Annotated in this window: 14 protein-coding genes; 7 read left to right on the top strand and 7 right to left on the bottom strand. The window is 48.0% G+C overall.

The window, feature by feature from the left end; all coding sequences use genetic code 11:
- Window positions 1-47: 47 nt before the first annotated feature.
- Window positions 48-1070, top strand: a complete 1023-nt coding sequence (locus EXT46_RS12075; protein ID WP_130147532.1) for a kelch repeat-containing protein — start codon at window positions 48-50, stop codon at window positions 1068-1070.
- Between the two features lie 85 nt (window positions 1071-1155).
- Here the strand turns inward: EXT46_RS12075 and EXT46_RS12070 are convergent, their stop codons facing one another.
- On the bottom strand, window positions 1156-1845 hold the full coding sequence (locus EXT46_RS12070) for an alpha/beta fold hydrolase (RefSeq protein WP_130147530.1): 690 nt from the start codon (window positions 1843-1845) through the stop codon (window positions 1156-1158).
- A 116-nt stretch (window positions 1846-1961) separates the two neighbouring features.
- On the opposite strand from EXT46_RS12070, the gene EXT46_RS12065 reads away from it, so the two are divergent.
- The 3 genes from EXT46_RS12065 (at window position 1962) to EXT46_RS12055 (ending at window position 4008) form a co-directional block, all read left to right on the top strand.
- On the top strand, window positions 1962-3041 hold the full coding sequence (locus EXT46_RS12065) for a hypothetical protein (protein WP_130147528.1): 1080 nt from the start codon (window positions 1962-1964) through the stop codon (window positions 3039-3041).
- Between the two features lie 36 nt (window positions 3042-3077).
- Window positions 3078-3656, top strand: a complete 579-nt coding sequence (locus EXT46_RS12060; RefSeq protein ID WP_130147526.1) for a hypothetical protein — start codon at window positions 3078-3080, stop codon at window positions 3654-3656.
- Between the two features lie 103 nt (window positions 3657-3759).
- Window positions 3760-4008, top strand: a complete 249-nt coding sequence (locus tag EXT46_RS12055) for a hypothetical protein (protein WP_130147524.1) — start codon at window positions 3760-3762, stop codon at window positions 4006-4008.
- Between the two features lie 49 nt (window positions 4009-4057).
- Here EXT46_RS12055 and EXT46_RS12050 read toward each other — a convergent pair whose 3' ends face one another.
- Window positions 4058-5206, bottom strand: coding sequence for a hypothetical protein (locus tag EXT46_RS12050; protein WP_130147522.1), 1149 nt, complete (start codon window positions 5204-5206; stop codon window positions 4058-4060).
- A 233-nt stretch (window positions 5207-5439) separates the two neighbouring features.
- On the opposite strand from EXT46_RS12050, the gene EXT46_RS12045 reads away from it, so the two are divergent.
- Together EXT46_RS12045 and EXT46_RS12040 are read left to right on the top strand one after the other, a co-directional pair.
- Complete coding sequence (locus tag EXT46_RS12045; protein WP_022945333.1) at window positions 5440-5685, top strand: DUF3297 family protein; 246 nt, start codon at window positions 5440-5442, stop codon at window positions 5683-5685.
- Between the two features lie 236 nt (window positions 5686-5921).
- Window positions 5922-7937 (top strand): TonB-dependent receptor, encoded by a 2016-nt coding sequence (locus EXT46_RS12040; RefSeq protein WP_130147520.1) that lies wholly within the window; start codon window positions 5922-5924, stop codon window positions 7935-7937.
- Window positions 7938-7984: 47 nt separating this feature from the next.
- On the opposite strand, the gene EXT46_RS12035 is transcribed toward EXT46_RS12040, so the two are convergent.
- From EXT46_RS12035 to dbpA, 3 genes are all read right to left on the bottom strand, one after another.
- On the bottom strand, window positions 7985-8617 hold the full coding sequence (locus tag EXT46_RS12035) for an SDR family oxidoreductase (protein ID WP_130147518.1): 633 nt from the start codon (window positions 8615-8617) through the stop codon (window positions 7985-7987).
- Between the two features lie 129 nt (window positions 8618-8746).
- Window positions 8747-9370, bottom strand: coding sequence for a trimeric intracellular cation channel family protein (locus EXT46_RS12030; protein ID WP_130147516.1), 624 nt, complete (start codon window positions 9368-9370; stop codon window positions 8747-8749).
- 122 nt (window positions 9371-9492) lie between these two features.
- The gene (gene dbpA, locus EXT46_RS12025) at window positions 9493-10893 is read right to left on the bottom strand and encodes an ATP-dependent RNA helicase DbpA (protein WP_022945329.1); all 1401 of its coding nucleotides are present in this window, start codon (window positions 10891-10893) and stop codon (window positions 9493-9495) included.
- Window positions 10894-10990: 97 nt separating this feature from the next.
- Between dbpA and EXT46_RS12020 the strand changes: the two genes are divergently transcribed.
- Entirely contained in the window at window positions 10991-11221 is a 231-nt protein-coding gene (locus tag EXT46_RS12020; protein WP_130147514.1) for a hypothetical protein, read from the top strand.
- 31 nt (window positions 11222-11252) lie between these two features.
- On the opposite strand, the gene EXT46_RS12015 is transcribed toward EXT46_RS12020, so the two are convergent.
- Together EXT46_RS12015 and EXT46_RS12010 are read right to left on the bottom strand one after the other, a co-directional pair.
- Window positions 11253-12371, bottom strand: a complete 1119-nt coding sequence (locus tag EXT46_RS12015; protein WP_130147512.1) for a tryptophan 7-halogenase — start codon at window positions 12369-12371, stop codon at window positions 11253-11255.
- A gap of 42 nt (window positions 12372-12413) precedes the next feature.
- On the bottom strand, window positions 12414-14525 hold the full coding sequence (locus EXT46_RS12010) for a LodA/GoxA family CTQ-dependent oxidase (RefSeq protein WP_130147510.1): 2112 nt from the start codon (window positions 14523-14525) through the stop codon (window positions 12414-12416).

Raw genomic sequence — 14525 nt, 5'->3', positions numbered from 1 at the left:
ATGCTAACGGTTGTTTATTCACCCTTCGGAGTCATCCAAGAATTATTATGCGACAGTTAAAATACCTTCTGATGCTGGTATTGAGTGCTTTGTGGGCCGCTGGTTTACACGCTGAGCCACAACATTCGGGTGCATCTCTTGTGGAGCCTATACAGGAGATATACCCGACATTGATAGGCGATGAGATATGGGTAGCGGGTGGAATTTCTAGCCAGCTGCCAGTGTCTCAAGGGCAAATGACAGCGAAAGTGCATTACTGGTCTCCTGGAGATTCGCACTGGCAGAGCGCACCAGATTTACCCCAAGGGCGTCATCATACCTATCTACAAGCGGTTGGCGATAAGCTGTTTGCATTGGGTGGCTTTATCAACTCCGAAAGCGGCCAGTGGTTTAATACTGGTGACATTTTAATGTTGTCTCAATCAGCGGCGCAGTGGCAGCATGTAGCCACTTTACCTATCCCATTAAGTGAGACGGTTGCAGCGGTTATCGATGACAAGATACACCTCGCCGGTGGGCGCACACTACATAGCGATAAAAATGGTCAGTGGCAGCATAGCCATGATACCGCACGCCATTTTGTGTTCGACCCTGACACATTTAGCGTCACTGAAGCAGCGCCGCTACCCAGTGCTCGTAACAGCGCCGCAACCGTGCAGATTGATGGACGATGGCTCATCCTTGGCGGGCGCCAAGTCGGTATGCCGCCAATGACGGATGTGTTGGAGTATCAGAGCGAACAAGGTATATGGCGGCACTTGCCTTCTATGCCACAGCCAAGGGCAGGGCACGCTGCAACAGTCAATGATCACTATGTATCTGTTTTTGGCGGTGAACACGCCGAGGGGGTCTATACCGATGTGCTGCGCTACAACACTCGTACTCAGCAATGGCATGTGCAAGGACAGTGGCCTTTGGCTCGTCATGGTTTAGGGGCGATTTCCTTAGGCGCACAAACCTGGCTGATCGGAGGGGCTCAGGCGGTCGGTCTGGCAAAAACCAGTGCGCAGGTTAACACCGCCGCTGAGGCCGTGGTAGTAGCGAACGAAGCCACAAGTTCAACGAAATAGTTACGAGCCGGTATGATGGTACCGGCTATAAATGCGTATATTTAGTTATAAAGCAGAGTATTGGGTGCCATATACGACAAGGTCGTTATTGAATTAGACTAACCTGCTTAACAGCGGTCTCGGTTTGTAGGCCAAAATGGCCAAGAGCGTAAGTAAAAGTAGCGGTTTCATGCCAAATTCGACTGCTGTGAATGCCGTATACATAGCAACTCCCCGTTGCGCAGACGACCTGATCGGCATAGCTTTTAATGGAATACACTCGGTTTGCGAATTGCTGCCCATATAGACCGTCAAGAAACGGGCTACTTACTGATAGGCCGTGATAGCCACAGGTACTGTTCCACACATTGTAGGGATAAACACCGCAACTTAATAAACCGCGCAACGCCCCGGCAATACCGACAAATGCATCGACATCGGCACTTACCCCCAGTTTGTAAACTTGCTGCGCGGCTAGGGTGACGCCCATCGAATGGCCAATAATGTCTATTTTCCCACTGCACGATTGGTTGATGGCATCAAGAATTGCTTCGCGCACGGGAAGCTCTTCACTACCGTTGTGATCGTTGCAGCTGGCGCATGTTTTAGAGCCCCAATTCGGAGCAAAGATTTGTGTATCGGTATAACCTTGAGCATGTAGTTGCTCACGGGTGTTGTTCCAACTAGAGGGGGATGATGTGTTGCCATGGACCAAGACGACATTATCGCGACACTGTGCCCAAGCGAATGGACTTAAACCGACCAATAAGGCGATAGCGACAAAAATATGTTTCATGAGTACAAAACCTATTATTAACATAGATTTTACACGGTATGAAAATGATACGGCGCTGGGTATAGTTCTTTGGTACAGGCAGCCATTATTTATATTCTCAAGCCGGACACATTATCATGAATCTAGAGCCGAGCATGGCAAAGCGAGTGCACACGCAACTCAATAACCAACATGCAGTAAAAGCCGCTTTGTACACAAGCATGTGGTGTGTACCTATTTTGCTGCTGTGGTATGGAACGTTTGCTGTGTTGCCTAAGGCATCTCCTTTGATGTTATTTGTCAGCGGTGCTCTGTTAGGCGTTGCTGTGCGTTATCATGGCAAGGGCTTTATGCGGCGTTTTGCCGTGCTCGCTTTGTTGGCGCACATAATAGTCGTGGGCGTTGCCATCAATATCGGTATTGTCCTTTCAGGCACAATTTGGGGAATTATTTTGCTGGCATTGTATGTCAGTGGTGCGTGGGCTGCTGCTTTTTTTGCTCGCAGAAGTGTGCCGTTGACAGACCATCGTGCTTTTTACTTGCTCAGTGAACAGCAGCCACACGCTAGTCGCCAACAGCTAAAGAATCGTAGTTATGTTGCGTTTCCAGTGCTACTGCTTGGCGCTTCCTTTTGTTGTGCCGCAACTGCGCTAGCGATTCATGTTGTTCATGGGGCGAGGCTTCAGCAGCAGTGGGCGCAGGACTATCAGCAACAATTAACGCAGCATCGTGAAAAAAGCATAGATGTGACACCACAGGCATTGCAGGGTTTATCTACCGAGCAGGCTTTTTATTACGCTTACAGTTATTACACTGGTCGTGATATGCGCCCTCAAGGGCAAATGCGCGGTGCCTATCCCCACTCACCGTTTAAAGCGCAAACGATCCTGCGTTATTTGCTCCGCTATCGTCAGCAGCCTCGCGCTGCGTTTATCTTGGCTCGCACGAGTGAGGGAGCCAAACGAGGTGAGTATCTCCAACAGGCTGTAAGCTTGGGCGATAACTACGCAAAATTTTACTCAGTGGTTGACTACGGGTGTGGGGGCCATGAAACTCGAGCCAAAGAGCTACTCACAGCGATGGCTTCGCTGACGCAAGAAGGCGCTATTGGCGCTGATATTGATACCGTGTTGCATTATGGGTTCGATGTCATGTGCACAGACTTTGATAACACCGAATTCCAGTTGCGTTTTATTCGTGATTACTCATTTTTATAAAGTTGTACTTAAATTGAATCTTTAGGGAAGTAGCAGATGAGATTAACGATAATTTTAGGTGTAATTTATTTACTGAATGCCTGTGGAGGAGCGCCACAACAGTGGCAAGGATACTGCTTCCCTCGAGCCTATTTGACGCCCGATATCCAGAGCGACGACAGTAACTTCGACTCCGCAAGCAACTACGGGCCGACGATATTTTTTGAAGGTGAGTATATCGCTAAACATGTAGATAGCTTTAAGGGCACCACTGCCGATCCCTTATTTGGCAGAGTGTATAATCATTTACAAATTATTTCTTCGACCCAAGCAATCGAAAAGCAGCTATCCGAAGAGCACAGCCTAACGCAAAGCGAAGAAGTTCCTAGTCTATATTTTGATAAACAAAGTAAGTACGACTGGTATGCCTATACGCGAGGTGATAACGGTTACGAATACTGGGGAAGCTGTATGTTAGACGGTAGCGGAGACTCAAAACAAGGCTATAGTTGCATGCGGCAGCTGACTCAAAACGGTTTGTCTTTCACTTACGATGTAGATTTTATAAATCTCGCAGCTTATCCACAAATAGACGCCTTTATTAAACGCCAATTAACGCAATGGCGATGCGAGTAGCATTGTTAACGAGTTGGGCGGGCTTGTAGCTTACACAGCCATGTTTATCTGTCGGGCAAGAGTTGTTACCCTTTGCGCTTTAAGCGGTAATTGAGAACCTAAAATGATAAACGATAATGACATTATTGATACGCTAGAGGAATTAGAGGCGTTTCTGCGCTCGGTGGAAAGCGGCAAATTAGGCTTAGACAATGCGGCTGGCATTGCACTGGCGACTAACAATGCCGATGGCCGACCTTTTATTGCGGTACTCGATGACAATCACCAGCTACTACTTGGGCGCTGGGTGACTCAAGAGGTGTACGATAATGGTAAAGATTTAGTGCGTAATACACCGCAGCAGCGTCATTAAAGGCGCGCTGAGGTCAGAGGCTGCCTAGCTAGGCAGCCTCACTTAACAGTTATAGCGCTGTTAAGCTTTGCTTTAGCATGGCTTTAATTTGCGCTACGATTTTCGCTTCCGTTTGTGGCTCAAACTGCGCAATGCGAGGGGTGTGAATATGTCCTGTAGGTACATCTGAATTAAGCTCGTTGCGCAAGCGAATACTGCGGTAAGAGATTTCATTCGATAAGTAGCCACCGCCACCGCCATTGACCGCGATTGCACCTTCCAGCTCGGCCAACGAACTAGGCTTAAATGTCTTCTCTAGAGTGGTTACTTCATGATTATCATTGATTTCATAGGGGCCTTGCGCTTTTTGCATGTGCGCGACTGGCAAACTGAATTCAACAAACTCTGCACCGGGAAGAGGGCGGCCATTAAGGCTGGATATTTTCGGTGCGGTTTGCGTGCCACCATAAACTATATTGGCGTTATCGGGAGCGGTCACGCTGCGGCGCTTACCTGGAAAGCGCTCTAAATCAAAGTGCTCTCGGCCCATACTGATAGTGACGACCATATCAACGTTGTTGAGCGCGTAGTAGGGCGCTAGCAATGCTTCAATCAGGCCCTCATCAAAGTCTTTATAGCGCACCGGGATCATCACGGTGTTAATTTCTGTGCGTATACCCTTGTGGCTGATTACCTGCCCATCTAATAACAATGCAGCGACCCCTGAAGGATTACTTTGGTCAATGTGTTCATCAAGCAAAAAAGGGTCAAAGCCGGTGATCAGAATCTTTTTCTCAGTGCCCTGGCTGTACGCTAAGTCGTATTGTCCTCGGCTGCCTCGCTCTAGGGTGTTGAGTAAGCTTTGACGCTGCGCATCGCTGAGCGCAAAGTGTGGGTTAGTGGCACGAATAATCTTACTCGACTGTAACCGTGCCCAATACAATGCGCGGTCATCGTAATCTTTTTTCGTAGTGATACGCTGTTTGGCGTTGCGCCACAACTGGTTGGCGTAATCATAAACCACATCCTGAGCACGCTCGAAGCTCTTTAGTTTTTGCCACTGTTGTGCAAACGCGCTTACATCACTGGCAAAGGCGCTGGTTACGTTGGGCATTGCTTCAGCAGCTGCGGGTAGACGCTGCTCTTCCACCGTAAGGTTGGCGGCCAAAGCGGTGGCACAAGAAAAGACTAAACTCGAAGCTAGCAATAGTTTGAACATGATTATCCTATGTAGTTACAGCATTAAAACCGCATATCACTATCCTACGTCTGAGAGCTGAGCGCAAATAATTCAGCTCTATTGGCGATGAGGCTAAGCACACTTGTTTAAAGTACATTGCCAACGAAAGCAATATAAGCGAGATTATTTTCCTATCAGCAACTTTAATAATTGAGCCTAAGGATGGGATTACCTACAATAGCGCCCACGTTTATTTGTAGAGATACGTCATCATGACCGACAACAGCAAACCTGATATTCCCAATATGCTTTCGATTAACCCGCGCAGCCCGCATTACAATGAAGAAGTGCTAAAGCACGATATTGGCGTGCGTTTCAATGATAAAGAGCGTAATGATGTAGAAGAGTACTGCATCAGTGAAGGCTGGATTAAAGTAGCCCATCCGAAAGCCCGCGACCGTCGCGGTCAGCCTCTGTTGATTAAAAGTAAAGGAACGGTTGAGGTGTTCTACCGTTAATCAGTTGGGCAGGCCGTTGTGAGCTTGCCTGAACTTTACACACCCCCTTGCTCTAGCGCAGTTTGCAGGCGGCTATCGTTAGCCACACGCCTGGCAGTTATCATTTTCGCATACCCCTGCATTATCAGTGACACTGACAGTGAGCTATCGTTTCTAACTAACTTTCCTTTTTTGCATCCAAAATCAGTGCTTGTCCGTTATCACCTTTGATATTAACTGGTAACAAGGAACAAGCCATGAGGTTTAACACATTACTACTTTCTCTCGGGGCGATTACGGCTCATCCGTTGTCGGCTAATGTAGAAACGATCACCGTGTATGGGCACCGCAGTGGCCTTATTGGTGAGTCGATTAGCGCATCAAGTGGCGTGATAGGTCAGGGTGAAATTGATAGCCGAGCCATATTGCGTAGCGCAGAAATGCTAGAGCTTATTCCGGGTATGGCCGTGACACAACACAGCGGCTCGGGTAAAGCGAATCAGTATTTTATTCGTGGTTTTAACTTAGATCACGGCACCGATTTTGCGACCTATATCGATGGCATGCCCATTAATATGCGCAGTCATGGGCACGGTCAAGGCTATACCGATCTCAATTTTATTATTCCTGAAACGATTGCCACCATCACCTATCAAAAGGGCAGTTATCACGCAGAGCAAGGAGATTTCTCCAGCGCCGGCAGTGCCTACTTTCACCTTGCTGATAACCCCACACATCAGCAGTTAACGTTGACTATTGGTGAAGATAACTATACTCGAGCGGTTGCGATGGCGAGTGTTGCAGCGGGGCAAGGCAAGGTTATTGGCGCTGCCCAATGGCAAGGTTATGACGGCCCTTGGCAAGATATCAATGAAGATATCAGCAAGAAAAATGCGTTGCTACGTTATGTAGGCCGCGCTTGGGACGGCGATATGTCTATAACGGCAATGGCCTACGACAATCGCTGGAATGCCGCCGACCAAATACCACGTCGCGTGGTACGCCAAGGAATAATAACAGAGTTAGGTTCTTTAGATAAAACCTTAGGGGGACACTCCAGTCGCTACAGTGTATCGGCCAATTGGCAAGGGCAACGCGTTAGCGCAAGTGCCTATCTTATTGACTATAAATTGGATTTGTTTTCGAATTTTACTTACTTTCTCAACGACCCCATCAATGGCGATCAATTTCAGCAATATGATGAGCGGGTGATCAGCGGTGCAGCGCTAGGGTATACCTTTTCACAACAGACGCCCTGGCCCATCGAGCACCGCGTAGGGATCACCCTGCGTAACGATAATGTCGGTGAAGTGGGGCTGTATAATACACGTGCGCGTCAGCGTTTAAGTACTGTGCGTGAAGACAGTATTGATGAGCGTAGTTACAGTGCTTATTGGCATTCGCAGATAACCATTAGCTCACAGCTCGAAGCTAATCTAGGTCTGCGTTATGACTATCTAGAAGCCAATGTGCAAAGTGATAACCCAAGTAACTCCGGCGATGCCAGCGATGACTTATTCAGCGTGAAGGCGAACATAAACTACCTCTTTACGCCGCAATGGGCCGGCTATTTTAATTTTGCTCAAGGGTTTCATTCCAATGATGCTCGCGGAGCAACGATAAATCTAGACCCTATCACCCTGGAGGCGACAGAGCGGGTCGACCTACTTGTACGCAGCGAAGGAGGTGAAATAGGCGTGCGCTATTTCGATGAGCAGCAGTTTAATTTTTCAACCGCTCTATGGTGGTTAGAGTTAGACTCGGAGCTACTATTTGTTGGCGATGCCGGTAATACTGAGGCCAGTGATGCTTCGCGGCGCTATGGTTTGGAGCTGAGTGCTTATTATTGGCTCAATGAGCGCTTTAGTGTCGATATGGAAGCGTCGTTCACGCGTTCGCGCTTACGTAATGGCACTCAGGATGATCGCGTCGAGGGCGCAGTACCCGTAGTGGCAAGTGCTGGTGTCAATTGGCATATCAATGAGTTGTGGTTGAGCTCGTTACGTTTTCGTCATATTGGCAAGCGCATACTCAGTGCCGATGGCGAGCGACGTTCGCAGCCTCTGAGTGTGGTCAATGGGTTGCTCAGTTATCGTCAAACCCACTGGAAAGTGGATGTCGAGCTACTCAACATGTTTAACAGTCAGGATCATGATATTGACTACTACTACAGTTCTCGCTTGCCGGGTGAGGCAGATGAGGGTGTTGCGGATATTCACTTTCATCCCATTGAACCACGGACGTTGAGACTCTCGGTAAGCTGGTTGTTTTAATTGGCGTAAAAAAATGAGCGCCCAGCTTGGGGCTAGGCGCATTGGCTTTAATCTATGAGCGAAGTGATTGGTTCGGGACCATCAAACAGCTCAAACACTTGGCTCGTTTTACTGTCTTTGCCGGCGATATACACCAGCGCCTCTGCCACGTTCTCGCGAGAGATCACCGCGTCTTGGCGCGACTCTGGGCGCTTGATACGGTATTTTTTGGTCGCTGGTTCATTGAGCAAAGTACCCGGGCGCACGATGGTGTAATCAAGGCCACTGTTTATCAGTTGCTCATCGGCCATGTGTTTGGCTACCAAATAGGGCTTTATGCTGCTTTCAATATTATCAGGTGCGTCGGCACCAATTGAGCTCACCATAATAAAGTGTACAAGCTTATGATCTTTAGCAAAATCCACGGCCCGCTTTGCAGCCCATAAATCAATGAGTAAGGTTTTATCAGCCCCGGTGCTGGCCCCAGAGCCTGCAGCAAAGATCACTTGTGTGCAATTTTCAAAGGCAGGGCTAAAATCATTTTCCAAATCTTGCTCAATAATAGTTAGCCCTTGTTGGGGCAAGTCACTTAGCTTGCTTTTATCGCGTACTAAGGCCACGACTTCGTGCCCTTGGGCTAACAGTTTCGCGGTCGTCATTTTGCCGATTTGACCACTGGCTCCGATGATCAGGGTTTTCATATCGCGCTCCTTAAAGTTCTGCTATTTTCCCGTGCCGGTGAGGTCATCACCCACGGCTTAAAAAGGTGTACAGTTAAAACCTTGGGGCGGAGCATATGATTTAAACCCCAAATTATAAAATGGTTGGCATTACTGCATTCGGCCTTTCTTGAATATACTCGGCTGCCAACCCCAATGAATTGCGCCAAGGCGCAGCAGCACAGTGACCAACACAGACCCGGTAATGCACCACAGGTAAGCAATATCTAAATGAAATAGCACGGCATAAGTCAGCCCTCCTAACAGACAGGCTGTAGAGTAAAGCTCTTGGCGCATAACGAGAGGGACTTCGGCGCAAATCACATCCCGCAGTAAGCCGCCAAATATGCCTGTGGTCATCCCCATGGTGATGGCCACGATCATATCAGTGCCTTGCAGTAGCGACTTCTCAATGCCGACAATATTGAAAATAGCCATGCCAATGGCGTCAAGTAACAGCATGTAGTAACTTGATACATTAGGAAGGTGGCGGATAAACAACACCGTGATAAAAATAGCGCTGTAGGTGGCATAGAGGTAGTTGGGGTTGTCTATCCAGAATACTGGTTGATTTAGCAACACATCGCGCAGGCTGCCGCCGCCAAGCGCGGTGACTGAAGCAACAACGACGACACCAAAACCGCCGATGTTTTTATCATGGCCTAGCAAAGTACCAGAAATGGCAAAAAATGCGACGCCAATAATGCTTAAAAACTCAAAGTAGTCAGATGTCACCGAAGGCCTCCATTGCAGGTGAAAAAGAGTTCCTGAACAGGCAACGCTAACTAAAGCAAGGTGTATTGATACTGAATGACAAAGTGGGTAGCAGGCCGCAGCAATGTGCGGCCAATGGGATGTTACTTAGTGAGTTTACGAGCGCGAAATTGTCGGCCTTTCATTTTGCCTTCGCTGATCACCTTCAAGGCGGTATTAGCTGCTTTTCGCTCCACTGCGACATAAGCGCTGATCGCCGTGACTTTGATTTTACCTATTTGTGCGCCTTTCACCGCATCCTTTGCCGTCAAGGCACCAAGAATATCACCGGGGCGCAGCTTAGACTTTTTACCACCATCGATTTGAATTGTGACCATAGGCGCACGTTTAACCGGATTACCAAACACGTTGTCGTTAGGTAAGTCTGTTGGCTCCACTGTGGTATTTAGATAATCTTCTAAAGCGTTGACCTTGTGGGATTCTTTATAGCTCATCAATGAACATGCAACCCCTTTATTGCCAGCCCGACCGGTGCGGCCAATACGATGCACGTGCACCTCAGGGTCGTGCGCAATATGGTAGTTAATGACCATATCAACATGGTCAACATCAATGCCACGAGCGGCGACATCGGTGGCAACTAGCACGCTCATGCTTTGGTTAGCAAAGCGCACTAACGTACGGTCACGGTCTTTTTGTTCCAAATCGCCATGCAGTGCACCACAATCAAAGCCACACTGGCGCAGGCTATCGCAGAGCTCTTGGCATTGTGCCTTAGTATTGCAGAAAATAACCGCTGCACTGGGAGCAAAGTGCAATAACAGCTTTTGCGTTGCTTGCATACGCATGGCATTGTCGTCCACCTCGTAGAAATACTGCTCGATAGTGGCATGATCATGGGTGGACTCAACGGTGATTTTTTCCGGATTGTGCATAACATGCTGAGCGAGCTGTTCTATTTTTGCCGGGTAAGTGGCGCTAAATAGTAGGTTCTGTCGCACCGCAGGGCAGTGGTCAACAATGTATTGCAGCGGCTGTTCGAAGCCCATTTCCAGCATGCGATCGGCCTCATCAAGCACAAAGGTATTTACCTCATCTAAACTGAGGCGGCCCTTACGCAAGTGCTCTTCAATGCGCCCTGGGGTACCGACAACAATATGCGCACCATGCTCCAGCGACCCAATTTGTGGGCCCATCGGTGCACCACCACATAAGGTTAACACCTTAATATTATGGATTGCGCGTGCTAACTTGCGGATTTCGACCGCCACTTGGTCGGCCAGCTCACGAGTGGGGCAGACAACCAGAGACTGTACTCGAAAGCGCTGTACATTGAGGTTATGCAGTAACCCCAAAGCGAATGCTGCGGTTTTACCTGAACCGGTTTTGCCCTGACCAATGACATCTTTGCCGGCCAAAATAAGCGGCAAGGTTTGCGCTTGAATATCGGTCATCGAGTGATACCCCAATGATGCGAGGTTATCTAACAACGCAGGGGACAGTGGAGTGGAGGAAAAGGGCAATGCAGTCACGGCAAGGTTCATCTTATTGAGTACAAAACGCCATTATAACACGTTCGTGACGATAATAATGAGGGTCAAGTGCTGCCACTTGACCCACCGAACTTTAAAAAGTGGATTTTTGCATATCAATGACAAAGCGGTAATGCACATCGGCGCGCTCAAGTCGTTCAAACGCCTCATTTTACGCTATCGCATGCCTGCTTTAGTTGCGAGTATCGCTGCTTACTATGTGGGTGTATTTACTTTATTTTGTGGATATGCGGTGCTTGCCGGTATTGCCGCGCTCATCGCTCTACTTAGCTGCACTCTTCATAGCGCTAACAGGCCAGAGCCCAGCAAACCCACTTAATAATGGGTAAGTTTATATAACCCATGCGTTACTAAGCCTGTGTTACGGCCCGTCGTGCTTGCCAAAATGAGGCGTCAGCAAAGCGTTGATTGCAACCGTAATGCTGTGCATGAAGCGCTATATATTGATTAAAATCGGCAAAAACACGCTGCTCATAAGCCAGTAAAGCCTCTTCACTGCCATATTGGAAACACTCAGCAATGGCTTTACCTGCGAGTTCACCATGTATGAGCGCTTTGGTAATACCGGCAGAGGAGATGGGATCGTAGTTACTTGCGCTATCGCCTACTGCCAGCCAGTTGTTGCCAATAACCTTACTAAGAATACCTGAGCTTACGCGCCGCTTTGTTATATGTATCTCATTAGCGCTGTAATTACGTAAGTGGTTAAACCCATACTGAAATAATCCGTTTTCGCAGGCCCGACATAAAAATTCGTAACTGTTATCAAGACCATATTGAGCAACATTATCGCGGTCGGTACATAACATTAGCATCAACTGCTTACCAGGTAAGGCTGCGCCATACCACCATCCATAAGGCTGTGCCTCAACCACAGTACGCTCACTGCATGAAGGCGATTGCTTAACTGAGACAAGCGCACTGAGATAGAGTACTTCATCGAAGGTGTTTTCTGCAACTTCTAAAGTTCGGGTCAGGCGGCGCTGCTGAGCGCTCGCATCCACCACAAAGCGGGCATGGTATATTTTCTTGTCACTCCCTAAGTGTACAGACAAGCGAAAGCCAGTGGTACTTGCAGCGACAGCGTTAACTTTTGCACCACGTAATAATGTCACACCCAGTTGGCAGGCATAAGTACTTAGGTCATGTTCAAAAAGCTGTCGATCTAAATGATATCCTTGGCCTGTCAGGGCAAAGAAAAAGTCATTAAAGCCAACTTGTTCATTATGCCATCGCGAAATCGACCCTGGACAAATGAGGTGCTTAGATAAAAGCTCCTCTGAATGCTCGCCAAGTATTCGCCTAAGCACCTCGTTAGCAGCTGGAGGAATAGTTTCACCAAGCTTTGCTTTGGCACTGGTTGCGGCATCAACGAGTGTAACAGTCAAATGTGGTGCTTGCTTTTTAATTGCGATTGCAGTGGCAATCCCAGCAGGCCCAGCACCAATGATCAAGACATCGTCAGTCATAGTTAATCCTTAGCCGGTCCCAAAAGAACCGGCTATCAAGCGTTATTTACCAGTTGGCTCTGGGATCACTGAAGTTGGCCAAGGCTGTACCAACTGCCCATTAGACTGATACAAGCTCTCTACTTCAACGAACTTGTCGCTACCATAGTTATCACCTTTTGGAGCACTTACTTGGTGACCTTGAATAATAAATCCGGTCTTATGCCAATTAGCCAAGTAATCGAGGTATTGACGGTACCGGCCTACATTTTGCGGGTAATCTGAGTAGGTTAAGTTATCCTCACCATCAGCATCACCGCGAATACTAAAGAGTTGTCCGCCAAGGTTCCAAGTGCCTTGTTGTTCGTTAAATGTACACAAATTGGCAGGGTGTACTTGAACCGGGCGTTGGGCAGGCCAAGACCAATACAAGGTGTTACTTGCAGGGGGCACGGGATCAGGTTCATGCACGGCACAACTGTTGTAATCGGTATGCCAAGGCTGTGCCATAAACTTACTTAAATCTCCGGGGGTTACTTTGGCACTGTTATTGGGTATATAGCCAAAACTTAGGAACGGCTGTGCTTTACTCGCATGGCTATAATCCAATGGCTGCTCGTTTATCCTAAATGGTCCTTGTGTGGCGGGAATCGTGGCTACACCATTGCTATTGTCTACTTTATAAAGGTGTGTATCACGCACAATGAAGGTCAGCTCAATGCCTGGCGAATAGCGTCCTCCCAAGCAGTTTTCTAGAACTACTTTATCAAGCTTTTCGCCCTCACCTAGGTTGGGTGCTTGTTCTTCACTGTGACCTTCGTACCACTGTTTCATAAGGAAGTACTGGGTGGTAGATAACGATAAAAAGCTCTTCGTTGCATCGCCCAGCGACAATGGCATTTTCGTGCGTTCGCTATCATCAGCAGGCAAGTTAGGGTTGCGTATCAAGCCATCGAAGTCTTTGATGAACTCTTTAGGGTTGTCGGAAGGTTTAATTTTAGCGATAAAGTTGTGCCCTTGTATTCCCTTATTCGGTAGATTGGTATTCCAGCGTTGTAAATACGCACCATGCAATATAGGTAAAACATCGCCATTAAAAGAGGCTTTGTAGTTGCTGTTATACTGGCCCTCGCTATAGAGGTCAGGAATAAGGTTGAGATGCTCCACCCAGGTATTAAAAATATCATCCCACGTTGAGACAATGTTTCGCGTTTGCGGAGCATAGGCGGGATCGGTCGATACAAACCAACCGGCGACAACTTGAGCTGTTGAGCCATCATCGAACACAATCGTTGCATGCACTGGGCCATCGGCAACGTCATCGAACCACCCATCATTATCAATAGCGCCATTGAGCTCAACCTTCCGCTTTTGCTCTTCACTCATATGCGCACCTGCGCCATAGTTACCTTTTTTAAAAGCAAAAGCATTACCGTACCCCCCAGTAACGACTAAACGCCCAGTATTAGACTCGACTCGCAGCTCACCTAGGGTGGTAATGTCACCGGAACTGGGATTGAGATTGTCAAAATGATCGCTCGGGAAACTAGTGGGGTAGTTTGGCTGTTGCTGAATTTGCCCCTGTTGATCAATATAAGAGGCAGTAGTGTGAGCATCAAAATGCACCACCGTATTGCTATCACTGGCACGAATGCAACGAGGGCCAGGGTCTATGACTAATTGTAATAGGCGCTCTGGCATGTTTGGGTCAAGACCATAAGTGGGGTTACGCAACGGCGGAGTTTGTCCATGAGTGTAGCTATTTATGCCCTCTTCATTGCCTTCACTATCGGCAATTGTAAAGTTATTGTTCTTTTTATTGGCTACATGCACTTGCCAAATAATATCGCTGACGGTTTTGCCATTGATGGTATCGCCAAGGGTTATTTCCCGACCTTTGTCATTACTTGGGTAGCTACTTTGTGGTTCATCGTACGCGTAGATACGAAAGCGTGCGGCTTGACGTTTTACCCGTTGTTGCTGGTCGCGAAAGTCATCGGCAGTGATAGGGGTCGCTTCGCTTCCCCATTTAATAGGTAAACCACCAAATAGTCCCGATGATTTGTCCAATAGCTCACCGGCGGCTGTCTCCGGAGCGATATAAAACTCTTCACTGTTGCCAACGCGAGCAAAGTTGATGGCTGGGTGAACGCGAAAAATAGTATTAGTACTCAT

It is taken from the genome of Pseudoalteromonas sp. CO325X (assembly GCF_004208955.1).
In the GTDB taxonomy this organism is placed as follows: Bacteria; Pseudomonadota; Gammaproteobacteria; order Enterobacterales; family Alteromonadaceae; genus Pseudoalteromonas; species Pseudoalteromonas ruthenica.
The sequence above is the reverse complement of the archived record's forward strand: the minus strand, read 5'-3'. Positions and strand labels throughout refer to the sequence as shown.

Bases quoted from the DNA above. Each gene is read 5' to 3' on its own strand.
- dbpA (WP_022945329.1), bottom strand. From the start codon at position 10,893: ATGAACCTTGCCGTGACTGCATTGCCCTTTTCCTCCACTCCACTGTCC.
- EXT46_RS12060 (WP_130147526.1), top strand. From the start codon at position 3,078: ATGAGATTAACGATAATTTTAGGTGTAATTTATTTACTGAATGCCTGT.
- EXT46_RS12055 (WP_130147524.1), top strand. From the start codon at position 3,760: ATGATAAACGATAATGACATTATTGATACGCTAGAGGAATTAGAGGCG.
- EXT46_RS12065 (WP_130147528.1), top strand. From the start codon at position 1,962: ATGAATCTAGAGCCGAGCATGGCAAAGCGAGTGCACACGCAACTCAAT.
- EXT46_RS12045 (WP_022945333.1), top strand. From the start codon at position 5,440: ATGACCGACAACAGCAAACCTGATATTCCCAATATGCTTTCGATTAAC.
- EXT46_RS12010 (WP_130147510.1), bottom strand. From the start codon at position 14,525: ATGAGTACTAATACTATTTTTCGCGTTCACCCAGCCATCAACTTTGCT.
- EXT46_RS12035 (WP_130147518.1), bottom strand. From the start codon at position 8,617: ATGAAAACCCTGATCATCGGAGCCAGTGGTCAAATCGGCAAAATGACG.
- EXT46_RS12075 (WP_130147532.1), top strand. From the start codon at position 48: ATGCGACAGTTAAAATACCTTCTGATGCTGGTATTGAGTGCTTTGTGG.
- EXT46_RS12040 (WP_130147520.1), top strand. From the start codon at position 5,922: ATGAGGTTTAACACATTACTACTTTCTCTCGGGGCGATTACGGCTCAT.
- EXT46_RS12070 (WP_130147530.1), bottom strand. From the start codon at position 1,845: ATGAAACATATTTTTGTCGCTATCGCCTTATTGGTCGGTTTAAGTCCA.
- EXT46_RS12015 (WP_130147512.1), bottom strand. From the start codon at position 12,371: ATGACTGACGATGTCTTGATCATTGGTGCTGGGCCTGCTGGGATTGCC.
- EXT46_RS12050 (WP_130147522.1), bottom strand. From the start codon at position 5,206: ATGTTCAAACTATTGCTAGCTTCGAGTTTAGTCTTTTCTTGTGCCACC.